22 protein-coding genes and 2 pseudogenes are annotated in these 23,465 nt (G+C 62.5%); 11 read left to right on the forward strand and 13 right to left on the reverse strand.

Features of this window, described 5'->3' with window-relative positions; all coding sequences use genetic code 11:
• Nucleotides 1-26: 26 nt before the first annotated feature.
• Nucleotides 27-809: an SDR family oxidoreductase gene (locus YH64_RS18120; RefSeq protein ID WP_046805873.1), complete on the reverse strand. Its 783-nt coding sequence runs from the start codon at nt 807-809 to the stop codon at nt 27-29.
• 61 nt (nt 810-870) lie between these two features.
• Complete coding sequence (locus YH64_RS18125; RefSeq protein WP_046805924.1) at nt 871-1,959, reverse strand: alkene reductase; 1,089 nt, start codon at nt 1,957-1,959, stop codon at nt 871-873.
• Between the two features lie 239 nt (nt 1,960-2,198).
• Between YH64_RS18125 and YH64_RS18130 the strand changes: the two genes are divergently transcribed.
• On the forward strand, nt 2,199-2,912 hold the full coding sequence (locus YH64_RS18130; RefSeq protein WP_046805923.1) for a TetR/AcrR family transcriptional regulator: 714 nt from the start codon (nt 2,199-2,201) through the stop codon (nt 2,910-2,912).
• A 47-nt stretch (nt 2,913-2,959) separates the two neighbouring features.
• Complete coding sequence (locus YH64_RS18135; protein WP_046805872.1) at nt 2,960-3,412, forward strand: MaoC family dehydratase; 453 nt, start codon at nt 2,960-2,962, stop codon at nt 3,410-3,412.
• Between the two features lie 45 nt (nt 3,413-3,457).
• Here YH64_RS18135 and YH64_RS30810 read toward each other — a convergent pair whose 3' ends face one another.
• From YH64_RS30810 to YH64_RS30820, 3 genes and pseudogenes are all read right to left on the reverse strand, one after another.
• The gene (locus YH64_RS30810; RefSeq protein WP_370512761.1) at nt 3,458-3,835 is read right to left on the reverse strand and encodes a PAS domain-containing protein; all 378 of its coding nucleotides are present in this window, start codon (nt 3,833-3,835) and stop codon (nt 3,458-3,460) included.
• Nucleotides 3,809-4,204 (reverse strand): annotated as a pseudogene (locus YH64_RS30815) (PAS domain-containing protein); the annotation flags it as partial. The pseudogene YH64_RS30815 and the gene YH64_RS30810, both read right to left, overlap by 27 nt.
• Before the next feature lie 69 nt (nt 4,205-4,273).
• Nucleotides 4,274-4,564, reverse strand: a pseudogene (locus YH64_RS30820) (helix-turn-helix domain-containing protein); the annotation flags it as partial.
• 81 nt (nt 4,565-4,645) lie between these two features.
• Here YH64_RS30820 and YH64_RS18145 point away from each other — a divergent pair.
• Genes YH64_RS18145 through YH64_RS18155 form a run of 3 tightly spaced genes read left to right on the forward strand, consistent with a single transcriptional unit; the run spans nt 4,646 to nt 8,441 of the window.
• Entirely contained in the window at nt 4,646-6,214 is a 1,569-nt protein-coding gene (locus YH64_RS18145) for a BCCT family transporter (RefSeq protein ID WP_046805871.1), read from the forward strand.
• A complete protein-coding gene (locus YH64_RS18150) occupies nt 6,211-7,383 on the forward strand; it encodes an aromatic ring-hydroxylating dioxygenase subunit alpha (protein WP_046805870.1) in 1,173 nt (390 codons plus the stop codon). Before YH64_RS18145 ends, YH64_RS18150 begins: the two co-directional genes overlap by 4 nt.
• Complete coding sequence (locus tag YH64_RS18155) at nt 7,380-8,441, forward strand: PDR/VanB family oxidoreductase (protein ID WP_304503185.1); 1,062 nt, start codon at nt 7,380-7,382, stop codon at nt 8,439-8,441. Before YH64_RS18150 ends, YH64_RS18155 begins: the two co-directional genes overlap by 4 nt.
• A 126-nt stretch (nt 8,442-8,567) precedes the next feature.
• Here YH64_RS18155 and YH64_RS18160 read toward each other — a convergent pair whose 3' ends face one another.
• From YH64_RS18160 to YH64_RS18175, 4 genes are all read right to left on the reverse strand, one after another.
• Nucleotides 8,568-9,164 (reverse strand): TetR/AcrR family transcriptional regulator, encoded by a 597-nt coding sequence (locus tag YH64_RS18160; RefSeq protein WP_046805869.1) that lies wholly within the window; start codon nt 9,162-9,164, stop codon nt 8,568-8,570.
• Nucleotides 9,165-9,244: 80 nt separating this feature from the next.
• Nucleotides 9,245-9,961 (reverse strand): glutathione S-transferase family protein, encoded by a 717-nt coding sequence (locus YH64_RS18165; protein ID WP_046805868.1) that lies wholly within the window; start codon nt 9,959-9,961, stop codon nt 9,245-9,247.
• Nucleotides 9,958-10,947, reverse strand: coding sequence for a DMT family transporter (locus tag YH64_RS18170; RefSeq protein ID WP_052946057.1), 990 nt, complete (start codon nt 10,945-10,947; stop codon nt 9,958-9,960). The genes YH64_RS18165 and YH64_RS18170 overlap by 4 nt, the downstream gene beginning before the upstream one ends.
• Nucleotides 10,948-11,079: 132 nt before the next feature.
• Nucleotides 11,080-11,985, reverse strand: a complete 906-nt coding sequence (locus YH64_RS18175; protein WP_046805919.1) for an alpha/beta fold hydrolase — start codon at nt 11,983-11,985, stop codon at nt 11,080-11,082.
• Between the two features lie 88 nt (nt 11,986-12,073).
• Here YH64_RS18175 and YH64_RS18180 point away from each other — a divergent pair, with 88 nt between their 5' ends.
• A complete protein-coding gene (locus tag YH64_RS18180; RefSeq protein WP_046805867.1) occupies nt 12,074-12,454 on the forward strand; it encodes a MerR family transcriptional regulator in 381 nt (126 codons plus the stop codon).
• Nucleotides 12,455-12,594: 140 nt separating this feature from the next.
• Here the strand turns inward: YH64_RS18180 and YH64_RS18185 are convergent, their stop codons facing one another.
• Entirely contained in the window at nt 12,595-13,527 is a 933-nt protein-coding gene (locus YH64_RS18185; protein ID WP_046805866.1) for a LysR family transcriptional regulator, read from the reverse strand.
• A 143-nt stretch (nt 13,528-13,670) separates the two neighbouring features.
• Between YH64_RS18185 and msuE the strand changes: the two genes are divergently transcribed.
• From msuE to YH64_RS18200, 3 genes are all read left to right on the forward strand, one after another.
• Entirely contained in the window at nt 13,671-14,252 is a 582-nt protein-coding gene (gene msuE / locus YH64_RS18190; RefSeq protein ID WP_046805865.1) for an FMN reductase, read from the forward strand.
• A 99-nt stretch (nt 14,253-14,351) separates the two neighbouring features.
• Nucleotides 14,352-15,335, forward strand: coding sequence for a DUF1852 domain-containing protein (locus YH64_RS18195; protein WP_046805864.1), 984 nt, complete (start codon nt 14,352-14,354; stop codon nt 15,333-15,335).
• Between the two features lie 31 nt (nt 15,336-15,366).
• Nucleotides 15,367-16,395, forward strand: coding sequence for a methionine synthase (locus YH64_RS18200; RefSeq protein ID WP_046805863.1), 1,029 nt, complete (start codon nt 15,367-15,369; stop codon nt 16,393-16,395).
• 83 nt (nt 16,396-16,478) lie between these two features.
• Here YH64_RS18200 and YH64_RS18205 read toward each other — a convergent pair whose 3' ends face one another.
• The 3 genes from YH64_RS18205 to guaB all read right to left on the reverse strand — a co-directional run bounded on the left by YH64_RS18205 (nt 16,479) and on the right by guaB (nt 20,964).
• Complete coding sequence (locus tag YH64_RS18205; protein WP_046805862.1) at nt 16,479-17,462, reverse strand: tripartite tricarboxylate transporter substrate binding protein; 984 nt, start codon at nt 17,460-17,462, stop codon at nt 16,479-16,481.
• Nucleotides 17,463-17,811: 349 nt separating this feature from the next.
• On the reverse strand, nt 17,812-19,404 hold the full coding sequence (gene guaA, locus YH64_RS18210) for a glutamine-hydrolyzing GMP synthase (RefSeq protein WP_046805861.1): 1,593 nt from the start codon (nt 19,402-19,404) through the stop codon (nt 17,812-17,814).
• 99 nt (nt 19,405-19,503) lie between these two features.
• The gene (gene guaB / locus YH64_RS18215) at nt 19,504-20,964 is read right to left on the reverse strand and encodes an IMP dehydrogenase (protein WP_046805860.1); all 1,461 of its coding nucleotides are present in this window, start codon (nt 20,962-20,964) and stop codon (nt 19,504-19,506) included.
• Between the two features lie 296 nt (nt 20,965-21,260).
• Between guaB and YH64_RS18220 the strand changes: the two genes are divergently transcribed.
• Together YH64_RS18220 and YH64_RS18225 are read left to right on the forward strand one after the other, a co-directional pair.
• Nucleotides 21,261-21,911: a DUF2239 family protein gene (locus YH64_RS18220; protein ID WP_046805859.1), complete on the forward strand. Its 651-nt coding sequence runs from the start codon at nt 21,261-21,263 to the stop codon at nt 21,909-21,911.
• Between the two features lie 99 nt (nt 21,912-22,010).
• Nucleotides 22,011-23,432 (forward strand): HdeD family acid-resistance protein, encoded by a 1,422-nt coding sequence (locus YH64_RS18225; protein WP_104143722.1) that lies wholly within the window; start codon nt 22,011-22,013, stop codon nt 23,430-23,432.
• Nucleotides 23,433-23,465: the final 33 nt, after the last annotated feature.

Consider the following 23,465-nt stretch of genomic DNA (forward strand, 5'->3'; position numbering starts at 1 on the left):
GGCACCGACGCCCGCCCATCGTCGCCTCACGCTGCCTGATAGCGCGCGGCCGCGCTGGCCATCTTGATGTCGCCCAACAGCGCTTGGCGCGCCCCGTCCAGGGCATCCCAGCGCGACGCCTCATGCAGCGGCGGGATCGTCACCGTCTCGCGGCGGTCAAATCCGACCAACGCCGCATCCACCAATTCACCCACGTCCATCACTTCCGGCAGCGCATTGATATCGATGCCCGCGCGTTGCCAGATCTCGGTGCGCGTGGCGGCGGGCAGCACCGCCTGCACATAGACGCCGGCGGGCGCCAGCTCTTCATGCAAGGCCTGCGACAAGAACAACATATAGGCCTTGGTGGCGCCATACACCGCCATGCCGAACTGCGGCATGAAGCCCACCACCGACCCCACATTCACGATGGCGCCGGTGCCGGCCCGCACCAGGCGCGGCGCGATGGCGCTGGCCAGCCGCGTGGGCGCGGTCGTGTTCAGCGCCACCAATTGGCCGGCCGCCTGGGGCGTCTGCGCCACAAAGTTGCCGGTCTGCGCAGCGCCCGCGTTGTTGATCAGGATCTGGATGCGGGCATCATCGCGCAGCCGGGCCTCGACGGCTTCAATGTCGTCATTGCGCGTCAGGTCGGCCGCCAGCACGTCAACCGCGACGCCATGGTCCTGCCGCAAGCGCGCAGCCAGCGTCTCCAGCCGGGTCAGGTCGCGCGCCACCAGCACCAGATCGTGGCCGCGCCGCGCAAAGCGCTCGGCATAGGTTGCGCCTATGCCCGACGACGCGCCGGTAATCAAAACAGTAGAGGAATTCATTTTGCAGTTCTCGTTGTAAGTCCGCGGATGGCACGCCGCGAAAACGGCGATAGCCCGCCAGTCAGCGCGCGTCGGCCAGCGCCGGGTAGTCGATATAGCCTTGTGCGCCGCCGCCATACAGCGTGGCGGGGTCCAGCTGCGCCAGCGCAGCGCCCGTCTTCAGGCGCTGCACCAGATCGGGGTTGGCGATGAACGGGCGGCCGAATGCAAACAGGTCGGCATGGCCCTGGGCAAGCTGAGTGGCGGCCAGGTCCAGCGAATACCCGTTGTTGGCGATATAGGTGTTCGTAAAGCGCCTGCGCAGCGAACCGTAGTCGAACGGCGCCACATCACGCGGCCCGCCCGTCGCGCCCTCCACCACGTGCAGGTAGATCACGCCCAACGCATTGAGCTGGTCAGCGATGTAGTCGTACTGCGCCTGCGGGTCGCTGCAAGTAATACCGTTGGCCGGCGACACCGGCGAAATGCGCACGCCGGTACGGTCGGCGCCAACCTCGTTGGCCACCGCCTGCGTCACCTCCAGCAACAGCCGCGCACGGTTCTGCACCGAACCGCCGTACGCGTCGTCGCGATGGTTCGCGCCGTCCTTGGCGAATTGCTCAAGCAGATAGCCGTTGGCGCCGTGGATTTCCACGCCATCGAAACCCGCCGCGATGGCGTTCGCGGCTGCCTGACGAAAGTCGTCGACGATGCCGGGCAACTCGTCCAGCGCCAAGGCGCGCGGCATCGACACCGGCTCAAAGCCATTGTTGACAAACGTCTTGGTCTCGGCGCGGATGGCGGACGGCGCGACGGGCGCGGCGCCGTTCTCTTGCAGGTCCACGTGCGACACGCGGCCCACATGCCACAGCTGAAGGAAAATCTTGCCGCCCTTGGCATGCACGGCCTGCGTCACTTGCCGCCAGCCTTCGACCTGCGCCGCCGTGTAAATACCCGGCGTGTCCTGATACCCCTGCCCTTGCTGCGAGATCTGTGTCGCCTCGGCAATCAACAAACCCGCCGAAGCGCGCTGGGCGTAATACGTCGCGGCATGGCGGCTGGGCACAAAGCCCGCTTCGGCGCGATTGCGCGTCAGCGGCGCCATCACGATGCGGTTTGAAAGCGTCAGGGTTCCTAAGGTGTAGGGCTGGAACAAAGCGTTGTCGGTCATGGTCGGGTTCCATAAATGGGGGTTGATTGCGGTGCGCAAGGCGGTGGCCTTGGGCTGATCGCGGCAGGGCCAGGTCCGGATTACGGTCCGGGCCGGGCGGCCAACGGCGTTAATGATGATGATCAACATCTAAACCGTCAAGTACTTTGATGATGATCGACATCAATGTATATTTGTCACCTGCACATGGCATTAACAAACTGGCACGCGCGGGCGTGTCATCAAACGAGGTTGCAAAAATGAGGGTCACCAAGGCGCAGGCGCAGGCAAACCGGGCGCACATTGTCGAGACCGCATCGACCCTGTTTCGAGAACGCGGGTACGACGGCGTGGGCGTGGCCGAACTGATGGCCGCTGCCGGCTTTACCCACGGCGGGTTCTACAAGCACTTCCGCTCCAAGGCCGACCTGATGGCCGAAACGGCCGCGTCTGGGTTGTCGCAATCCCTGGCGATGACGGGCGACATGGACCCGGCCAAGTTCGTCAACATCTACTTGTCCCGCGCCCATCGCGACGGCCGCAGCGCGGGCTGCACCATGGCCGCCCTGTGCGGCGACGCCGCGCGCCAGTCCGACGACGTCAAGACCACCTTTGCCGCAGGCATCGAGAACATGCTGGCGGCGTTGGCCAAGGACGACGTTGCGCCGCAAGATTCGGGCCTGAACGCGGGCCTGAACGCGGACCCGGATTCGGGCGCGCATTCGGGTGCGCATTCGGGTGCGAATTCGGGTGCGCATTCGGGTGCGCATGCAAACCCCGATTCAAACCCGAACATAGACCCGTCTTTATCCGCCAAGCGCGCGCGCGCCAAGCGCATCGATTTGCTGGCCCACGTGATCGGCGCCGTCGCGCTGTCGCGGGCCTGCCCTGATGACTCGCCGCTGGCCGACGAAATCCTCGAAGCCTGTCGCAGTGAATTGCTGGCGTCCCTGGCTTCGGAATCCCCCCGCTGATTTTTCCTTATTCACGCCTGCCACGCCCACCGACGGAGCAAACCAACATGGCCGTGCACTACCTGGAAGACCTGACCCCCGGACAACGCTTCATCGGCACCGCCCGCGTGCGCGTCACGCGCGAACGCATCAAAGCCTTTGCCAAGGAATTCGACCCGCAGCCGTTCCATCTTGATGAAGACGCGGCCAACGTCACGCTGTTCAAAGGCCTGGCCGCCAGCGGCTGGCACACCGCCGCGCTGACCATGCAACTGCTGGTCGCCAGCGACTTCAAACCCGCCGGCGGCATCATCGGCGCGGGCGTGGAAGAAATGCGCTGGCCGCTGCCGGTGCGTCCGGACGACGAGTTGCGGATAGAAAGCGAGGTGCTGGAAGTGCGGCCGTCGAAAACCCGGCCGGAACAGGGCTTGGTCAAAGCCCGCACCACCACCTTGAATCAGAAAGATGAAGTGGTGCAGGTGTTTGTGAGCAATTTGGTGGTGAAGAGTCGCGGGGGGTGATGACCGGCGTTTGCGCGGGGCGGGCTGGCAGCGTCTTCCCCCCGCTCACCCTTGCTCCACCGCCAACGCAAAGTACGCCGCTGCCCCGACCTCTGTGCCGCGTGTCAACACCGCCCGCACGTTCACTGCAAGCCAGCGGCCATCCTTGCCGCGCATCTTTGCGCCAAACGCGGCGGTGGGCCTGCCGTGCAGCATCTTCTTCAGGCGCGCGCCGCCATCGGCCAGCAGCCCGGCCAGGCCATCGCCCAGCAGCGCTTTCGGGTCGGCCCCCAGCATCCTCGCCAGCGCCCCATTGACGGATTCGCAGCGCAGGTCGGCGTCCAGCAGCGCCATGCCTTGCGACGTCAGCTCAAATACCGCTTCAAAACGCGCCTGCTGATCGCGCAGGGATTGCTCGGCCAGCTTGCGGGCGGTGTTGTCCATGCTGATGCCGACCACCTTGACGATGCGTCCGTCAAAGTCGCGCACGGGGGTGGCGCGTGAGGAAATCCAGCGCAGGGCGCCATCCGGCTGGATCACGCGAAAGTCGAATTCGTGCGCGTTGCCGGTGCGCAGGGATTCGTCGTAGACCGCCTGCATCATGGCAACGTCGTCGGGGTGCACGTGCAACCAGAAGCTGTCGTTGCTGACGATGCGCCAGCCGTATACGGCTTGGACGTTGGGCGAGTAGCTGACGTCGTCCGTGATCAGGTTCCATTCCCACGTAACGATGCGCGCGCCCTCTTGCGCCAGCTTCATGCGCGCTTCGCTTTCCATGATGTCGGCCATGTAGCGGCGGCGCGTATCCGTCATGGGAATGTCCACGGCGCTTGCTGCACCCGCCTCTTCCCGCGCTTGCTCGCCGTATCGCAGCCAGATCCAGTTCACCCCCAGAAACGCCGCCAGCTTGCGCAGCTTTTCGTAGTCGATCTCGCCGCCCTTCGTCCATTTATGGACGGCGGGGCGCGAGACGTTCAGCGCGCCGGCCACGGCTTGCAGGGTCAGTTGCTTGTGTTCAAGCAGCTCTTTCAAGCGGAACGCAAAGCTGTCTTCTTTCATGACGACCGAGTCCAGCCGACACAGCGAAAACAAAAACCACCCGTTACAAACGCGCCGTTTTCCGATTGAAGCTTGTGCATGGGCAAGGTTCTTCCTACAGTCCGGGTCAATCATTGGGTTAATCAATGGTTAATGTAAACCGCTGGTTAACACACGACAAGATACCGTGCGCAACAACGCAAGGAAGGAGACAACGTGAAAATAGCCGCGCCACGCCGCGACGGGTTCCTGACGCTTTGCACACTTACCGCCGTGCTGCTCACCGTCATCGCCATGGTCCTCTGGCCCATGCAAGCCGCCGCCACCGCGGCCGATCTATTCGACTGGACCACGCGTTCATTCGGCTCGCTGATCCAGGTGTTTGTTTTCGGCTGCGTCATCGCCTGCATTGGCCTGGCGTTCAGCAAATACGGCAACGTGCGCCTCGGTGACAGCAAGCCCGAATACTCGACGCTGTCCTGGATCTTCATGTTCATCTGTGCCGGCATGGGCTCGTCGACGCTGTATTGGGGCGTGATGGAGTGGGCCTACTACTACCAAACGCCCGGGCTCAACGTCGCGTCCGGCACGCGCGAGGCCCTGGAAACCAGCATCAGCTATTCGTTTTTCCACTGGGGGTTAAGCGCGTGGGCGGTATACGCCCTGCCCTCGCTGGCCATGGCCTACCACTTTCATGTGCGCAAGAAGGCGGGGCTGAACCTGGCATCTATCCTCCAAGCGATAACCGGGTTCCGTGCGACGGGTCCCGTCGGCCGTCTGGCGGACCTGATCTTCCTGCTGACGATGTTCGGCGCGCTGACGGTGTCCATTGCGTTGACGGCATCCACCTTCACGCGCGGCCTGGCCAGCCTGGTCGGCACGCCCGACACCTTCGCCATGCAGGTGATCGTGATCGTCGGCGTGTCCGCGCTGTTCTCGGCCAGCGCCTATATCGGCATCGCCAGCGGCATGAAGCGCCTGAGCCATCTGGTCTGTTGGGGCGCGCTGCTGCTGGCTGCCGTCGTGCTGGTCGTGGGCCCCACGCAGTTTTCCGGCAACAACATCGTCAATGGCCTGGGCCTGATGCTGCAAAACTACGTCCGCATGAGCCTCTTCACCGACCCCGCCGGCGACGGGGCCTTCAACCGCGGTTGGACGGTGTTTTATTGGCTGTGGTGGGTGTCGTATTCCCCGGGCGTGGCCATGTTTGTGGCGCGCGTTTCCAAGGGCCGCAAGATCAAGGAAGTAATCTATGCGCTGCTGCTGGGCGGCAGCGCCGGATGCTGGTTCTTCTTCGGCGCGCTGGAAAGCTATTCAATGCACCAGTTCATGACGGGCGCCATCGACGTGCCCCGCGTCTTGCAGGAACAAGGCGGCGAAACGGCAGTGGAAATGTTGCTAAGCGCGCTGCCGGCCGGCAAGCTGTTTTTGGCGCTGTACCTAGCAACCATGCTGGTCTTTCTGGCCGCCCACGTCGACGCCGTGGCCTACGCCGTCGCCGCCACCACCACGCGCAACCTGTCGGAAGGCGAAGACCCCACGCCCGCCAGCCGCGTCTTCTGGTGCATTGCACTGACGCTGGTCCCGCTGGCAATGCTGTTCACCAAGGCGTCTTTGGAAACGATGAAAACGGCCGTGGTGCTGACCGCCATCCCCTTTGTCTTCATTCTGGGCATCAAGCTGTTCGGCCTGTTCCGCTGGTTGATGCAGGACTACGGAGATATCCCGGCGCATCAGATTGAATCGCCCACCCAACCGGCCTTTGTTCCCAGGAGATCATCATGAACCGCATCCCCAAGCTACCCGCCGACTTCAACGCCGACGAAGAAAACGCCTGGACGCTGCCCGCCCCGTATTACACCCAGGACGCCGTCTTCCAGTACGAGCAGGAAAAGATCTTTGCCCACAGCTGGATCTGCGTGGCCCACCGTAGCGAATTGGCCGAGCCCAACGACTACGTAACGCGCGACATCATCGGTGAAAGCATCATTGTGCTGCGCGACCGCGACGGCATCCTGCGCGCGTTCTACAACGTGTGCCCGCATCGCGGCCACCAACTGTTGCAAGGCAGCGGCAAAGCCAAAAACGTCATCACCTGTCCGTACCACGCCTGGACGTTCAAGCTGGATGGCGAGCTGGCCTTCGCCCGCAACTGCGACAACGTGCCCAACTTTGACCGGGACAAGGCCACGCTGGTCCCGATCAAGGTCGAAGAAGCCGCGGGCTTTGTCTTCATCAACCTGAACCCGCGCGCGGGGTCGGTAGAAGACCAACTCCCCGGCTTCGAAGCCCGCCTGCGCGCCGCCTGCCCGGTGGTGGACACCCTGCAACTGGCCGCGCGCTTCGTCACCGAAACCCCCGCCAATTGGAAGTCCATCGTCGACAACTACCTGGAGTGCTATCACTGCGGCCCGGTGCATCCCAGCTTTGCGGACTCTGTCCAGGTCGACAAATACACCCACACGATGCACGGCAACTGGACGTTGCAATTCGGCCTGGCGAAATCGTCCGAAAAATCCTTCAAGGTCGATGCCTCGGTGAAGGACCCCAGCTTTGCAGGCTTCTGGGCCTGGCCCTGCACGATGTTCAACGTGCCACCGGGCGCCGACTTCATGACCGTCATCTACGAATTCCCCGCCAGCGCGGGCGTCACGTTGCAGCACTACGACATTTACTTTCTGAACAAGGAATTGACCGAGGAACAGCAGAAGCTGGTGGACTGGTATCGCGACGTTTTTCGGCCTGAAGACCTGCGACTGGTAGAAAGCGTGCAGAAGGGATTGAAGTCGCGCGGCTATCGCGGGCAAGGCCGCATCATGGTCGACCGCCAGCGCAGCGGAATCAGCGAGCACGGCATCGTGCATTTTCATCGCAAGCTGGCCACGGAATACCAGGAAGCCTTGTCTGCCGACACTTCCCCGCCCGCGCTCCATCGCGCCACGGCCCAAGCATGAGCACCATGAGCGCCATCAGCACCATCAGCACCATCAGCACCATGAGCAGCCTGAGCACCGCCAACACAGAGAGCACCACCAGCACCGCCAGCACCCTGAGCACCCAAGCGGCCCTGCTCGTGCGCGTCGCGCGCATCGAGCACGTCACCCCGCTGGTCAAGCGCTACACGCTGGAAGCCATGGACGGCGGCGCGTTGCCGCCCTTCACGGGCGGCAGCCACATCATCGTGCAGCTGCGCGACGGCAGTCGCCATTACAACAACGCTTACTCGCTGATGAGTTCGCCCAACGCCCTTGGCAACTACCAGATCGGCGTGCGGCGCGAAACGCCGTCCAAAGGCGGGTCTGCCTTTATGCATGACAAGGTGGCCGAAGGCGACGCACTCTACATCACCGCGCCCAGCAACTTGTTTGCCCTGGACGAGGCCGCCCGCCACCATGTCCTGATCGCCGGCGGCATCGGCATCACCCCATTCATGTCGCAGTTGCATGACCTGCACCGGTGCGGTGGTTCGTACGAACTGCACTACGCCTATCGCGCTGACGAACACGGCGCCTTTCGGGACGAGCTTGCCCGGCTTTGCGGGAATGGCGTCCGTTTCTATGTCGACAGCAAAGGCCAGCGCATGGATCTGGCGGACCTGCTGGGCGGCATGGAACCCGGTGCGCACGCCTACGTGTGCGGCCCCACCCCACTGATCGATGCCGTGCGCGGCGCCGCGCAAGCGGTCGGGATCGAGTCAGCGCGCGTGCACGTCGAACAATTCGCCGCGCCCAAGCAAACCGGCGGCGCTTTCACCGTGGTGCTGGCCAAGTCCGGCAAGACCGTGGAGGTGGCCGCCGGCGAGTCCATCCTGAACGCCATCGAGCGCGACAGCACCGTGCCGGTGGATTGCCTGTGCCGCGAGGGCGTGTGCGGCACCTGTGAGACCCGCATTCTGGAAGGCGAAGCCGAACACGCCGACCAATATCTCAGCAACGCGGAAAAGGCCGCGCAAAAGACGATGCTGATCTGCGTGTCCAGCGCCAAGGGCAGCAGGCTCGTGCTGGATTTATAAGGCAGCGCCGCCCGGACAGCCTCAACACGTCACCGCCCGCGCGGCCAGCTTTCGTAGAAAAATTCCAGGCCATCGCCCGATGTCGGGTTTATTGCGGGGAGCCCACCGCGTTGTCCGGCCTTGTCATCAACGCGGGCGGGCGTCATCAAGCAAGGCCAGCGCGGGCCGAACCAGACCACGCAGCAACTCCGGTTCCGGCCGCGAGCGCGCCAGCACGCGCAGGCCCATCAGCAAGCCGAGCAGCATGCGCGCAAGGTCATCCGCCGGCTGCGTGGCGTTGATCGTGCCGGCTTGCTGGCCCGCCTGCACGCAGCGCAGGAAGAAAGCCTCCATATCCCGCAGCACAAGCGCCAGCGCCTCTTGGAACTCGGCATCGTGCGCAGACAACTCCAGCGCCGAGTTCACGATCATGCAGCCCTTGCGCTGTTCGTCCGCCAGCGATAGTTCGATGATTTCGTCAAAGAACGCGCCGATGGCCTCGCGGGGTGTCATTTGCGATTCAAAACGCCTGACCCGTTCGCAAAAGCCGCGCTCGACGTAATGCGCGAGCGCCCGCTGGTACAGCCGGCGCTTGTCGCCAAACGTGTTGTACAAGCTGGGGCCCACGATGCCCATGGCAGCGGCCAGATCACGCACCGACGTGGCTTCATAGCCGCGCGACCAGAAGCATTCGATAGCGGCATCAAGCGCCGCCGCTTCGTCAAACTCTTTGGGGCGCGCCATGTGCAACCCTACGCGGCTGTGTCGCGCAACAAACAGACGAAGGTGACGTCGTTCTATTACGCTCGTTCTGCATCTTCATTTCAAATCGCTTGCGACGACGCAGGCGCGAAATTTGAGGGGAACAAGGCCCGCTTGGTCTCGTCGTCGTTGACGGTTTTCCATTGGTGGCTTTTGCTGAGCGCCCGGGCGCGCGCAACCGCCGGGCGTGCATCCACGCCGGCGAACCAGCGCTTCAATTCCGGAAACGGCGCCAGCGGATCTTCCGAGCCCTTGCGCACGCGCGAGGCCCGATCAAGCCAGCCCCACGCCGAAATATCCGCGATGGTAAAGCGGTTGCCCACGATGAATTCGCGCCCCTTCAGATGCTCGTCCAGCACCTGATAGTGCCGATCGGCTTCGCGGCGGTAACGGTTGACGGCGTAGTCCAGACCATCCGGCGCGGCAAACTGAAAGTGCACCGCCTGGCCGGAAAACGGACCCAGGCCGGACGCAATGAACAGCAGCCACGACAGCAGCTCAGGCCGATCTTCGGGCGTGCCCGCAAGCTGGCCGGTCTTGTCGGCCAGATAGATCAGGATGGCCGTCGAGTCGAACACGCGCGCTTCCTTGCCGCCAGGACCGTCAGTATCAACAATGGCCGGCACCTTGCCGTTCGGGTTGATGGCGCGAAACGCCGGCGTGTGCTGCTCGCCTTTGCTGGTGTCGACCGGCACGGCTTCGTACTCCAGCCCGGTCTCTTCCAGGAAAAGCGCGATCTTTGCGGGGTTAGGCGTCGGATGAAAGTAAAAACGGATCATGGCTGTTGTCTCGCTGTCGTGGTGGTCGATGGGACTGCTGCCGGGCGCTTGGGACGGGCCGCCAGCAGCACGCCGCCAACCACGGCAAGAAGGGCAATGCCCTCTTCCCACGACGGCAGCTCGCCCAGGACGGGAATGGCGGTCAGCGCGGCAACCGCCGGGATCAAGGCAATGATGGCCGTGGCGGCGGACGGCCCCAGCAGCGCAACGGATCGGTTGAAGGAAACGATGGCCACGCCGCTCATCAAGACGCCTTGGTAAAACGCCTGCAAAGCAATTTCGCCTGGCGACGCCAAAGCAAGGCGGCTGAGGCCGGCAACCAGGTAGATCGGCAGAAACAGCACGGCCGACCAGAAGCAGATCAACGCCGCCGCCTGCACCGGCGTCAGCGCGCTGCGCCGAAACAGCAGCGTATAGACGGCCCACATCGCGGCGGCGGTAATCAGCGCCAGGATCCCCACGGGGTTCGCCACCCCGTGCGCCGAGGCGCCGCCCGCAATCATGCAGACCAATCCGATGACGATGGCCAGATACCCCAGCCAGCGGCCCCAGCCCTGCTTTTCTTTCAGGAAGACCCAGGCAAAAAGCCCGACAAAAACGGGCATCAATGTCGGCGTCACTGCCGCCGCCCGCCCGGCTGACGTGAGCTGTAGTCCCAGAGCTACCGCCAGGACAAAAGGCATGCCCCACAGACAGGCGTACAACAGTCCTTCACCCCATTGTTTGCCGGATATGCGCCCGGAACCCCGCAGCAGCACCGGAAAAAGAATTACAGCGCCGATACCGAACCGCAGCGCGGTGACATCCCACAACCGCAGTTCGCGCGTCACGCTAAAGCGCGTCACCACAAACCAGCCGGCAAAGATCAACACGCTGAGGCCCGCCCAGCAAAGCCCGTGGAGGGTTTTGCGGGAGGGTCGCGGAAGTCGGGGTACGGACACGGGTCCGACGGGGGCATCCTGGACGGGGTCGGCAAGTTGCGTCATGCGGTGGCCTTCCGTGGGGCAAGCGGGTTGACGAAGGCACGTGCGTGGCAGGTACCCGAGAACGTCCAGGGATTTTATATCGATCGCCATAAAACATGCCAGCGTTGATATTTGCGCTGGGCACATGAACGGCTAACGCCGCGTCGCGGCGTCAGCAAAGGCGGACAGATCGCGGTTGAAACGCTCGGCCTCCTCCAGAAAGGGAGCGTGCCCCGAGTCTGCGTAGAACTTGCCGATGGCGCCGGCGTTCAAGGCCTTGGCGCGATTGAAGGACGGTTGGGCCTGCACCAACGCATCACGCGCGCCATAAATCAACAACAGCGGCTTGTGCATGGCCCCTAAGCCCTTGGGCGCATTCAGCGACATACCATGCACGGCGTTCTGCATGCTCTGGGAAGCCATGGCGGCATTGGCCAGCAAACGCTGGAACGTCCGCGCGTCAGGCTGGGTGGCAAAGCACAGGGCCACAAATTCGCGTTCAGCATCGAGATGCGTCTTGAGATCTGGCGATGCCATTCCTTTGTAAGCATGCGGCTGCGACACGATTTGTTCCGGTGTCAGTTCGATGACACCCCCCACGTACACAGCACCGGCGATTTTCTCGTCACCATAGGCAGCCAGATAATTCGTGGTAACTGCCGCGCCTAGCGACCATCCCACCAAGACGGGCTGCCGGGCGCCTGACCCCGCAATCACCGCAGCCAGATCATCCGCCCAACGGCGTCCATCACGGTAGGCATCGGCACGCTCAGGTTGCCCGGACAGGCCATGCCCCCGCATATCGAAAGTGATCAGGCGGTAGCGCTGCAACTGAGGGCTGTTGACCTGCTTTTCCCAGCTAAGGTGGCTGCCAAGCAAACCGTGAATAAAGATGATGGGCTGACCGTTCGGGTCACCGGCCTCTTGCACCGCGATGCGCACGCCATCAGGCGCCGTCACTGTGTATGGATCTACTGCGGCCCGCGCCAGCGTGGATAGAACCATCAGGGCCACTGCGGCAAACCCCTTGCGCCAATGGGTGAAAGCGCTGAAAGACATCATGTTGAAGCTCCTTCGAATGGAAAGAGCCCAGGCTAAAGCCTGACATTAGTGTCACAGTCAAGCACTAGGTGATAAGGTTCGATCCATGAATAAAACTGAGCCCACCACCCTGCTGAAGATCGGCGCGCTGGCGCAAGCAACCGGCGTCAGCGTACGCTCGATTCGTCACTACGATCAGCACGGCTTGCTTGCGTCAACGCGTGCCCAGAATGGCTACCGCGCCTTTGACGCAGTGGCCGTCACTCAGGTCAAGCAGATTCAGCGATTGATCGCCACCGGCTTCAGTTTGGAAGAAATCCGCAGCTTTCCGGGTTGCATGTTGCTGATTGAAGGGGCGAAGGCATGCGCGGATATGAAGGATGCGAAGCGCAAACGGCTGGCGATCTTGGAGAAGCAGATAGCGGCGCTGGAAAGACAGCGCCAGCGGTTGCGAGGCATGCTGATCGAGGGGGGCAGGCACGAGTGAGCCTTCGGCTTTCGTTTATTGCGACATCCAGATCTTCGATGCCTGCGTACTCTACCCCGCGCCGCTGCGTGACTTTCTAATGTAGCTGGGACTGTCAGCACGATTCCGTGCCCGCTGGAGTCGCGACATTCACTGTAGCGCTACCGTGATTGTCCATTGGCTTCTTGCGCCACAGCGGTCGGCGCGTCGGTGCCCGGGTGGCGGGCCAGTTCAATGAATGCCCGCACGTAATCAATGGCGCTGTCCGCTTCGCGCGCGCCAAGAAAAATCTGCTTGGCGATGCCGCGCGCGCCCAGCCGTACCGGCACCACCTCCATCCGGGCCGCGTACTCCTCGACCAGCCAGCGCGGCAGCGCGGCCACGCCGCGTCCGCTGGCTACCATCTGCACCATGATGTCGGTGGTTTCGATGGCTTTGTGGCGCTTGGGCGTGACGCCTGCCGGCAGCAGGAACTGGTTGTAGATGTCCAGGCGCTCGATGTCCACGGGGTAGCTGATCAACACTTCCTGCGTCAGCTGCTGCGGTTTCACGTACGCAGCCGTTGCCAGGCGGTGGCCCTTGGGCACGACCAGCACCTGCTCGTAGTCGAACACGGGCTCGAACTTCAGGCCCGGCTTAAACAGCGGGTCGGGCGTCACCAGCAGGTCGATCTCGTAGCCGAACAGCGCGCCGATCCCGCCAAACTGGAACTTCTGCTTGACGTCCACATCCACGTCGGGCCACGCCGCCAGATACGGTGAAACCACCTTCAGCAACCATTGATAGCAAGGGTGGCATTCCATGCCGATGCGCAGCGCGCCGCGTTCGCCCTGCGCGAACTGGCCCAGTCTCTCTTCGGCCAGGTCCAGTTGCGGCAGCACGCGGTTCGCCACCGCCAGCAGGTATTGGCCGGCCTGGGTGAGGCGCAGGCTTCGACCTTCGCGCAGCCAGACGTCCGTGCCCAACTGCACTTCCAGCTTCTTCATGCTGTGGCTCAGTGCCGACTGGGTCAGGTTCAACACGCCCGCAGCGGCCGTCAAGGACCCTTGCTTTTCGACCTGCTGGACGATGCTGAGGTGGATGCGTTCAAGCATTCAGATGATTCCTGCTCATGGATAGGTGAAATAAAACCATTTTACTTCATCGTTGCCCTCCTCTAGCATGCGGTTCCAGCTTGATGCTGCAACTGCACAAAGACAGATGCCGCGCCGGGCAGCTCTATTCATGTGAAGCAAAGATGACACGTCCACTCCGTCTAGTCGCAGTTTCCGGCGGACTGCAACGCCCCTCGAAGTCAGCGGCCCTGGCAGAACACCTGCTGGACCTGATCGCCGACCATATTCCGTGCGAACAACACCTTGTTGAACTGGGTGAGCTCGCCCCGCAACTGGCCGGCGCCGTCTGGCGCTCTCAATTGCCCGACACGGTGGAGCGCGAGCTTGGCGCGGTCGAACAAGCGGACGTCCTGGTGGTGACAACCCCGGTCTACCGAGGCTCGTACACGGGGCTGTTCAAGCACTTCTTCGACTTCATTCATCAAGACGCCCTGATCGACAAGCCCGTCTTGTTGGCGGCCACCGGCGGCAGCGAACGCCATGCCCTGATCATCGATCACCAGTTGCGGCCCTTGTTCAGCTTCTTCCAGGCGCGCACCTTGCCGCTGGGCGTCTACGCGACCGACAAGGATTTTGCCGACTACCGCCTGCACGACATGGCCCTGATCGAACGGGCCAGACTGGCGGTCCAGCGCGCGTTGCCCTTGATCGAATTGATGCGCCATCCGAGCACCACCGCCACAGAAGAACCGGTAGCAGCCTGAAGCAAAGCCAATTCAACGCCGCCCGCAGCGGCCATAGCGTCCGTCGCCTGGCGGCAGCCGGCTCCGTATTCCATTCGCCAAAATCAGCACACCATCACCATGAGCAACGCGTTCACTTTCAACATCAAGAGCATTCCTTTTGATGAAAATTATCAGCCGTCCGACAACACGCGCATCACGACCAACTTCGCCAATCTGGCGCGGGGCGCGAGTCGCCAGCAGAACCTTCGCAACACGCTGAAGATGATCGACAGGCGCTTCAATAGTCTGGCGCATTGGGACAACCCCAAGGCAGATCGCTACACGGTCGAACTTGAAATCATCTCGGTTGAAATGAACATTGCCGCCAACGGCGGCAGTGATGCGTTTCCGCTGATTGAAATCTTGAAGACCAATATCGTCGACCGCCACAACAACGAACGCATCGATGGGATCGTCGGCAATAACTTCTCTTCGTACGTGCGCGACTACGACTTCAGCGTGCTTTTGCAAGAGCACAACAAGAACAAATCCAGCTTTAGCTCGCCCGACGGTTTCGGCGACTTGCACGGCAAGCTGTTCAAGCACTTTGTCGGTTCCAGCGCTTACACCGAGCGATTCAGCAAGCCGCCGGTCATCTGCATCAGCGCCTCAAGCAGCAAGACGTACCTGCGTACTGAAAATCAGCACCCCATCCTGGGTGTTGAATATCAGCAAAGCGAATTCTCGCCAACGGACCAGTACTTCGAAAAAATGGGCTTGCAGGTCCGTTACTTCATGCCCCCGGGCAGCGCCGCGCCGTTGGCCTTTTACTTTCAGGGCGACCTGCTTGGCCACTACACGAACCTTGAGCTGATCAGCATCATCAGCACGATGGAAACGTTCCAGAAGATCTACCGCCCCGAGATCTACAACGCCAATTCCGCCGCGGGCAAGGTCTATCAACCGAGCCTGAAGAATCAGGATTACTCGCTGACGCAGATCGTCTATGACCGCGATGAGCGCAGCCAGCTTGCCGTGAAGCAGGGAAAGTTCACGGAAGAGCACTTCATCAAACCCTACAAGCACGTGCTGGAAAGCTGGGCCGCCAACTACGCGCACTAATCACTCAGATAACACACGAGACCAACTGATCATGAAAAAACTACTGCCCACCTCCACCGCCGGCAGCCTGCCCAAGCCCTCGTGGCTTGCACAGCCTGAAAAACTTTGGTCGCCTTGGAAACTGCAAGACGAAGAGCTGGTCGAGGGCAAACAAGACGCCTTGCGCCTGGCGCTGCAAGAACAACAGCATGCGGGCATTGATATCGTCAGCGACGGCGAGCAAACCCGTCAGCACTTTGTCACGACGTTCATCGAGCATCTCGACGGCGTCGATTTCGAAAAGCGCGAAACCGTTCGAATCCGTGATCGCTATGACGCCAGCGTGCCGACCGTGGTGGGCGCCGTCAGCCGTCAAAAGCCGGTGTTTGTTGAAGACGCCAAGTTCCTGCGCCAGCAAACCAAGCAACCGATCAAATGGGCGCTGCCAGGCCCCATGACGATGATCGACACGCTGTACGATGCCCACTACAAGAGCCGTGAAAAACTGGCCTGGGAATTCGCCAAGATCCTGAACCAGGAAGCCCGCGAATTGGAAGCCGCGGGCGTGGACATCATCCAATTCGATGAGCCGGCATTCAACGTGTTCTTCGACGAAGTCAACGACTGGGGCATCGCCACGCTGGAACGCGCCATCGAAGGCCTGAAGTGCGAAACCGCCGTGCACATCTGCTACGGCTACGGCATCAAGGCCAACACCGACTGGAAGAAAACGCTGGGGTCCGAGTGGCGTCAGTACGAGGAATCGTTCCCTAAGCTGCAGAAGTCCAATATCGACATCATCTCGCTGGAATGCCACAACTCGCACGTGCCGATCGATCTGCTTGAACTGGTTCGCGGCAAGAAGGTGATGGTCGGCGCCATCGACGTGGCAAGCGATAAGGTTGAAACGCCCGAAGAAGTGGCCAATACGCTGAGAAAGGCGCTGAAGTTTGTGGATGCCGACAAGCTGTATCCGTGCACGAACTGCGGCATGGCGCCGTTGTCGCGGGCTATTGCGAAGGGCAAGCTGCTGGCTTTGAGCGAAGGCGCGGAAATCGTTCGCAAGGAACTGTTGGGCTGATACTGAGCTGCACCATGGAGTCAGACTGCATTTTTGCGCTGGCATCGGCGAAATTGCAGTCTGACTCCTTATTTCTTATTTCTCTACTGTTCCTTCAGCCCCAATGACTTCATCAATGGGGCGAACAATTTCTTTTCGTCCTGCACACGCGCGGTGTAGTCGGCCACGCTCAGCGGTAGCGCCTCGGCGCCGGCGTCCAGGAATCGCGCCTTGATCTCCGGCCTCGCCAGCACCTTGTTGATTTCGCCGTTCATGCGATCAACCACATCATCGCGGGTGCCAGCGGCGGCATACACGCCGAACAGGCTGTCCGCGAAAACGCCGTCAATGCCCGCCTCAGAAAAGGTTCGTATGTCCGGCGCCACGGCGGCCCGTTGCCGGCTCGCCACCGCCAGCACCTTCAGCTTGCCCGCTTGCACCATGGGAAAAACCGTGGCCGGTCCAAACGCAAAGTCGATCTGGCCCGCAGCCAAGTCTTGTATCGCCGGCGCCACGCCGCGATATGGCGCATGGGTGGCCTGCATGCCGGTCGCCTGCTTGAGCAGCTCGCCAGCCAGATGCGGCGTCGTGCCGTTGCCGGCCGACCCGTAGTTAAGCGGATTGGGCTGCTTGCGCGCGTATTCGACGAACGCTTCAAGCGTGTCGACGCCCAGCGAGGACCGGACAAACAGGAACAACTGGCTGTTGGCCAACAAGGCGACCGGCCGCAAGTCCCGCTGCGGATCGAACGGCATGCTGGCGAACATCAGCGGGTTGACCGATTCGGTGGTCGATGGATTCAGCAAGAAGGTATGGTTGTCCCCGCCGTTGCGCACGACCTCGGCGCCCGCCACGTTGCCGCCCGCCCCGCCCCGATTCTCCACGATAACGGTCTGCTTCAAGCCCTCGGCCAAATGCGGCTGAACCGTGCGCGCCAGCACATCAACCAGCCCGCCCGGGGCCAGCCCCACGACCAGGCGCACCGGCTTGGTGGGCCAGCCCTGAGGCGCCGTTTGCGCCTGGCTGCCCGTCGCCCAGCCAGTCAGCGCCAGCATCATCACGGCCAGGCAATGTCTACGCAACAGCATCCGATTCTCCTTCTGGGCCGCCACCGCGCGATCCTGCGTACGGTGCGTCAGGTGCCGCACCCCGGTGAACCACCTTGATGCCTCATCGCGGCGGAGCCCTGCATCTGGCGCTTATTCTTCACAAAAGTTTAAGCATAAAGAATCCCGGATAACCCTAGTTTGCGGGGGACGAGCGAGCGGCGGTTAGCATGATCGCTTTGGTCCGAATAAAAAACGGGAGGACTTTAATTTGAACCTCCCATTCTTATTGAGCTGCGAGCCCCCCCCCAATTAAAGCCACTGACAACCACGGCAGAAACAAAAAGAGCGCCGAAGCGCTCTTTTCTCTTACCTCAACCCTTAAGCAGGATCACTCCCACTCAATCGTCGCCGGCGGCTTGCTCGACACGTCATAAACCACGCGATTAATCCCGCGCACTTCATTAATGATCCGCGAAGAAACGCGAGCCAGCAGCGGGTGCGGCAGCGGCGCCCAGTCAGCGGTCATGAAGTCAAACGTCTGCACGGCACGCAAGGCAACCACGTACTCATAAGTCCGTCCATCGCCCATCACGCCCACCGACTTCACCGGCAGGAACACGGCAAACGCTTGCGAGGTCAGCTCGTACCAAGTCAGACCACTAGCCTCATCCTTGGTGTTCCGCAATTCTTCAATGAAGATCGCATCGGCGCGGCGCAGCAGTTCAGCATATTCATGCTTCACTTCGCCCAGAATCCGAACACCCAAACCCGGACCCGGGAACGGGTGGCGGTACACCATCTGCGGCGGCAACCCCAACGCAACGCCCAGTTCGCGGACTTCGTCCTTGAACAGTTCGCGCAGGGGTTCCAGCAGTTGCAGGTTCAGCGTGTCCGGCAGGCCGCCCACGTTGTGGTGCGACTTGATCGACGTGGCCTTGCCCGTTTTTGCGCCGGCGGATTCGATGACGTCGGGGTAGATCGTGCCCTGGGCCAGCCACTTGGCGCTTTGCTGCTTGCCGGCTTGTTCCTGGAACACTTCGACGAATTCGCGGCCGATGATCTTGCGCTTGGCTTCGGGGTCCGCAACGCCAGACAGCTTGCCCATGAATTGGGCGGTGGCGTCGACGTGGATGATCTTCACGCCCATGTTTTCGGCGAAGGTCTGCATGACCTGCTTGCCTTCGTCCAGGCGCAACAGGCCGTGGTCGACGAACACGCAGGTGAGCTGGTCGCCGATGGCCTTGTGGATCAGGGCAGCGGCCACCGAGGAGTCCACGCCGCCGGACAGGCCCAGGATGACTTCGTCGGTGCCGACTTGCTCGCGGATGCGGGCGACGGCTTCGGCGACGTAGTCGGGCATATTCCAGTCGCCCTGGCATTCGCAGATCTCGTTCACGAAGCGGGCCAGCATGGCCTTGCCTTGGACGGTGTGCGTGACTTCGGGGTGAAACTGAACGGCGTAGAAGCGGCGGTCTTCGTCGGCCATGCCGGCGATGGGGCACGACGGCGTGGACGCCATCAGCTTGAAGCCCGGGGGCAGCTCGGTGACCTTGTCGCCGTGGCTCATCCAGACCTTCAGCATGCCGTGGCCTTCGGGCGTGGTGAAGTCGTCCAGGCCTTCCAGCAGCTTGGTGTGGCCGTGGGCGCGCACTTCGGCGTAGCCGAATTCGCGGTGGTCCGAGAAGCTGACCACGCCGCCCAGTTGCTGCGCCATGGACTGCATGCCGTAGCAGATGCCCAGCACCGGCACGCCCAGTTCGAACACGGCGTGCGGCACGCGCATCGAGCCTTCTTCGTACGCGGATGCGTGGCTGCCGGACAGAATGATGCCCTTCAAGCCCTGCGCCATTTGGTCGCGCACGAAGGCGTCGTCGACGTCGCCCGGGTGCACTTCGGAATAGACGCCGGCTTCGCGGACGCGGCGGGCAATCAGTTGGGTGACTTGCGAACCGTAATCAAGAATGAGGATGCGCTGGTGCATTGAGCTCTACCGATTAAATAAAACCGCACCGGCAGAACCGCGATTGTTAATGCGATTCTGCCGGTGCGTGATGCATGACATTGTAGTTGACTGTACGGATCAGTCGGCGCGGTAGTTAGGCGCTTCCTTGGTGATCTGCACGTCGTGTACGTGGGACTCGCGCACGCCGGCGGAGGTGATCTCCACGAATTCGGCCTTGGTGCGCATGTCGTCAATGGTGGCGGCGCCGCAGTAGCCCATCGAGGCGCGGATGCCGCCGACCAATTGGTAAATGATGGCCAGCACGCTGCCCTTGTAGGGGACGCGGCCTTCGATGCCTTCGGGGACGAGCTTATCGGCGTTGTTGGCCGGGTCCTGGAAGTAGCGGTCGGCCGAGCCGTCCGTCATGGCGCCCAGGCTGCCCATGCCGCGGTACGACTTGTACGAGCGGCCTTGGAACAACACGACTTCGCCCGGGGCTTCTTCCGTGCCGGCGAACATGCCGCCCATCATGCACGAGAACGCGCCGGCGGCCAGCGCCTTGGCGACGTCGCCCGAGTAGCGGATGCCGCCGTCGGCGATCAGCGGAACGCCCGTGCCTTCCAGCGCCTTGGCGACTTCGGAAATGGCATGGATTTGCGGCACGCCCACACCGGCGACGATACGCGTGGTGCAGATGGAGCCGGGGCCGATACCGACCTTGACGCCATCGGCGCCGTACTCGACCAGCGCGCGCGCGGCGGCAGCGGTGGCGATGTTGCCGCCGATGACTTCAACCTTGGGGTAGTTCTGCTTGACCCAGCGCACGCCTTCCAGCACGCCCTTGGAGTGGCCGTGCGCGGTGTCGACGATCAGGACGTCAACGCCAGCGGCAACCAGCTTTTCCACGCGTTCTTCAGTGCCCGCGCCCACGCCAACCGCTGCGCCAACGCGCAACTGGCCTTGGCCGTCTTTGCTGGCCATCGGATGTTCGGTGTTCTTGACGATGTCTTTGACGGTGGCCAGGCCACGCAGCTCAAAGCCGTCGTTCACGATCAGCACGCGTTCCAGACGGTGCTTGTGCATCAGCGCCTGGGCCTCGTCCAGCGTGGCGCCTTCCTTCATGGTGACCAGGCGTTCCTGCGGCGTCATGATGTTGCGCAGGGGTTGATCCAGGTTTTCTTCAAAACGCAGATCGCGATTGGTCACGATGCCGACCAGCTTGCGGCCTTCAACGACCGGCAGACCCGAAATGCCATGCTGGCGCTGCAACGCAATGGCGTCGCGCACTTTCATTTGGGGGGTGACGGTGACCGGATCGATCACGATGCCGAATTCGTGGCGCTTGACGCGAGCCACTTCACGGGCTTGCTGATCGGCGGTCAAATTCTTGTGAATGATGCCGATGCCACCTTCTTGGGCCATGGCGATAGCCAGGCGCGACTCGGTGACGGTGTCCATGGCGGCGGACACAAGCGGAATATTCAGGCTGATATTGCGGGTCAGGCGGGTGGCCAGGGAGGTGTCGCGCGGCAACACCTCGGAATACGCAGGCACCAACAACACATCGTCGAAGGTGAGCGCTTTTTGAACGAGACGCATGGGTAACTCCGGGCGCAAAGCAAGATTATACGCCGCCCGCTGATTTTTTCTAGGTGTCTACCCTAGGTTTATGCAGGGTTTTTTACAGGGTACGGCGCAGCCAGGCCGGCACGCATGGGCGCCGGAATCAGTGCCCGGGTTATAGCCTCGACACATGAATCCCACAACTATTTTTACCCGGACGTTATTGACAGGTTATTTTTACCCGGATCATAATTGCACCACGTTTCCGCCGCCGTTTCACAAAAGGCGTTGGACGCATCCAAGCCGATATTGGCCACCGGAACCCATACGCCATGACTGCCTCTGACCACTCGCCCGCCCCCACCTACACCGCCTTCGAAGGCTACCGAATACTTGCCGCCGGGCCGCTGGCCGACGTGGCGCTTGCCGTCAAGCGCGCCATGGACGCCGATGCGGCGCAAGCGCTGCTTGTCTATCAAGACGGCAGTGGCACGCAGACGGACCTGAACCTGTCCGGGTCCGACGCGCAGGTTGCCGACCGCTACCGTTCGCCCGCTGGCGCGGCGCCCGCTGGCGCGCCCCCCGAATCGAACGAGATCTCCGACAGCGCCGCCCTGGCGCCGCGCGGGCGCGGCCGGCCCAAGCTGGGCGTGGTGGCGCGCGAAGTCACGCTGTTGCCCAGGCATTGGGAATGGCTGGGCGCGCAGCCGGGCGGCGCGTCGGTGGCGTTGCGCAAGCTGGTGGAACAGGCTCGCCGTGACAACGACGCGCAAGGTCGGCAACGTCAGCGCCAGGAAGCCGCGTACCGGTTCATGTCCGGCATGGCCGGCAACCTGCCCGGCTTTGAAGAAGCCACCCGCGCGCTGTACGCCGATGACCGCGACCGCTACGCGCAATGTGTCGCCGCGTGGCCGGAAGACGTGCGCGGCTACGCGATGGGCCTGGCGTGGGATGCGCCGACGACGCCCCGGCCGCAGCCCTAGTCGCCGCCCCAGCAGCAGCCATAAAGGTAAAAAAAGGCATCAAGTTTCTGTACGATTCGGTTTTCGTCCTTCGCCCTTCTTGAACCGGAAAACACAGGCATGCCACAACTTGTATTGCTGCTCTTGGGAGTCCCCTATCTGCGCAAGCGTTGGAAGGGCCTGTTCGCGGCCGGGTTGTTTTTCTTGGTTGCGGGCATCTTCGTTTTCATCGACGCGCTGGACAACGCGCTGTACTTTCCGCTGAACGCCTTTGCCATCCTCTTCATCATCGAAGGGCTGGCCACGCTGATGATCGCGTCCAGCGGCGTGGGCGGGCAGCGTGTGCTGCGTTATGTGAAAGGGCTGTTCGTGCTGCTGGCCGGCAGCTTGATATTGGCGGGCCACCACCACGGGCACTTTGCCCTGTCGATGATTTTTGGCGCCTTGTTCCTGACCGACGGCGTATTGCAGTGCCTGGCCGCGTATGTGGTGCGCTACCAGCGTTGGCGCTACGCCTTTGCGGGGGGCATTGCAGAAATCCTGCTGGCCATTTTCTTCTTCCAGCCGTACCCCACCAACTATGTCGGCACGCTGCCGTATTGCGTGGGACTGTTCCTGGGCATCGCGGGCCTGAAGCTGCTGTGGCTGGCGCGGCGGGTCAGGCACCTGGCATCGAACCCGGCGTTCGCCTCCAACCCGTCGCCGGACTTCATGCCGTCGGAGCCGGCTTCTGCGGCGGCTTCACAGGCAGGGTCGACACTGGCGCCCCGCCCCCTTGGCCCCACCATGTGGGATGGCCCGCCCGCCGACTCCGAGCCCGCGCTGACGGTACACGTGTGGACGCCGTCCGGCTCGGCCAAGGCGCAAACACGCAACCTTCCGCTGGTGGACCGCTACATCGCGGCCGTGGACGTCAACGGGGTCATCTCGACCGGGCACGCCGCCCTGGAATCGCCAGAAGGCATCTACATCAGCCTGTACCCGCGCGACGAAATCGACCGCTCGCCCGATGAATTCGGCAACCTGCTGCGCGCCACCGCCGAAAACGATATCCCCGGCGTGTATCAACCCGACTACCCCACGGAATCCAAGGCCTGGTGCCCGTCCACCGTGCGCGTGCGGTTTCGCAATTACGACGCGCAGAAGCTGGCCGATTTCTGGCAGCAGTATCGCCAGGACAGCACCTACAACCTGACTCACCGCAACTGCTCCAGCTCGGTCGCCCGGGCGCTGGATGCCGCGCTGGACGGCGTGGTGGGACGGCTGCATGGCAGCCAGGCCGGCTGGCGCGTATTGCTGCGTCTGCTGTTGACGCCGGAACTGTGGGTGGCCTCGCAGATTCGTAAACGTGCCCTGACGATGGCCTGGACGCCCGGGCTGACGCTGGACTACGCGCGCGCCATGAGCATGCTGGCCGACCCCCGGCCGTTCGGCTGGTGGAAAATGTCGCAAGCGGCGCTGCGCCAGATCGGACAGCTGCGCGCGCGCTGGCGCGACCAGGATCGCGACGCCGCCACGCGCCGCCCGCCCGCGCAAGGGTGAAGGCCCGGGGCTGGCAGAACGCCCCGCGCACAG

It is taken from the genome of Achromobacter sp. LC458, from assembly GCF_001005835.2.
GTDB classification, from domain to species: domain Bacteria; phylum Pseudomonadota; class Gammaproteobacteria; order Burkholderiales; family Burkholderiaceae_B; genus Achromobacter; species Achromobacter spanius_B.

What these genes read in the sequence shown, in the direction of transcription:
- YH64_RS18135 (WP_046805872.1), top strand. Translation starts at nt 2,960, where the DNA reads ATGGCCGTGCACTACCTGGAAGACCTGACCCCCGGACAACGCTTCATC.
- YH64_RS18225 (WP_104143722.1), top strand. Translation starts at nt 22,011, where the DNA reads ATGCCACAACTTGTATTGCTGCTCTTGGGAGTCCCCTATCTGCGCAAG.
- YH64_RS18200 (WP_046805863.1), top strand. Translation starts at nt 15,367, where the DNA reads ATGAAAAAACTACTGCCCACCTCCACCGCCGGCAGCCTGCCCAAGCCC.
- YH64_RS18180 (WP_046805867.1), top strand. Translation starts at nt 12,074, where the DNA reads ATGAATAAAACTGAGCCCACCACCCTGCTGAAGATCGGCGCGCTGGCG.
- YH64_RS18175 (WP_046805919.1), bottom strand. Translation starts at nt 11,985, where the DNA reads ATGTCTTTCAGCGCTTTCACCCATTGGCGCAAGGGGTTTGCCGCAGTG.
- YH64_RS18185 (WP_046805866.1), bottom strand. Translation starts at nt 13,527, where the DNA reads ATGCTTGAACGCATCCACCTCAGCATCGTCCAGCAGGTCGAAAAGCAA.
- YH64_RS30810 (WP_370512761.1), bottom strand. Translation starts at nt 3,835, where the DNA reads ATGGACAACACCGCCCGCAAGCTGGCCGAGCAATCCCTGCGCGATCAG.
- YH64_RS18130 (WP_046805923.1), top strand. Translation starts at nt 2,199, where the DNA reads ATGAGGGTCACCAAGGCGCAGGCGCAGGCAAACCGGGCGCACATTGTC.
- guaA (WP_046805861.1), bottom strand. Translation starts at nt 19,404, where the DNA reads ATGCACCAGCGCATCCTCATTCTTGATTACGGTTCGCAAGTCACCCAA.
- YH64_RS18220 (WP_046805859.1), top strand. Translation starts at nt 21,261, where the DNA reads ATGACTGCCTCTGACCACTCGCCCGCCCCCACCTACACCGCCTTCGAA.
- YH64_RS18195 (WP_046805864.1), top strand. Translation starts at nt 14,352, where the DNA reads ATGAGCAACGCGTTCACTTTCAACATCAAGAGCATTCCTTTTGATGAA.
- YH64_RS18160 (WP_046805869.1), bottom strand. Translation starts at nt 9,164, where the DNA reads ATGGCGCGCCCCAAAGAGTTTGACGAAGCGGCGGCGCTTGATGCCGCT.
- YH64_RS18155 (WP_304503185.1), top strand. Translation starts at nt 7,380, where the DNA reads ATGAGCACCATGAGCGCCATCAGCACCATCAGCACCATCAGCACCATG.
- YH64_RS18150 (WP_046805870.1), top strand. Translation starts at nt 6,211, where the DNA reads ATGAACCGCATCCCCAAGCTACCCGCCGACTTCAACGCCGACGAAGAA.
- guaB (WP_046805860.1), bottom strand. Translation starts at nt 20,964, where the DNA reads ATGCGTCTCGTTCAAAAAGCGCTCACCTTCGACGATGTGTTGTTGGTG.
- YH64_RS18205 (WP_046805862.1), bottom strand. Translation starts at nt 17,462, where the DNA reads ATGCTGTTGCGTAGACATTGCCTGGCCGTGATGATGCTGGCGCTGACT.
- YH64_RS18125 (WP_046805924.1), bottom strand. Translation starts at nt 1,959, where the DNA reads ATGACCGACAACGCTTTGTTCCAGCCCTACACCTTAGGAACCCTGACG.
- YH64_RS18170 (WP_052946057.1), bottom strand. Translation starts at nt 10,947, where the DNA reads ATGACGCAACTTGCCGACCCCGTCCAGGATGCCCCCGTCGGACCCGTG.
- msuE (WP_046805865.1), top strand. Translation starts at nt 13,671, where the DNA reads ATGACACGTCCACTCCGTCTAGTCGCAGTTTCCGGCGGACTGCAACGC.
- YH64_RS18165 (WP_046805868.1), bottom strand. Translation starts at nt 9,961, where the DNA reads ATGATCCGTTTTTACTTTCATCCGACGCCTAACCCCGCAAAGATCGCG.
- YH64_RS18120 (WP_046805873.1), bottom strand. Translation starts at nt 809, where the DNA reads ATGAATTCCTCTACTGTTTTGATTACCGGCGCGTCGTCGGGCATAGGC.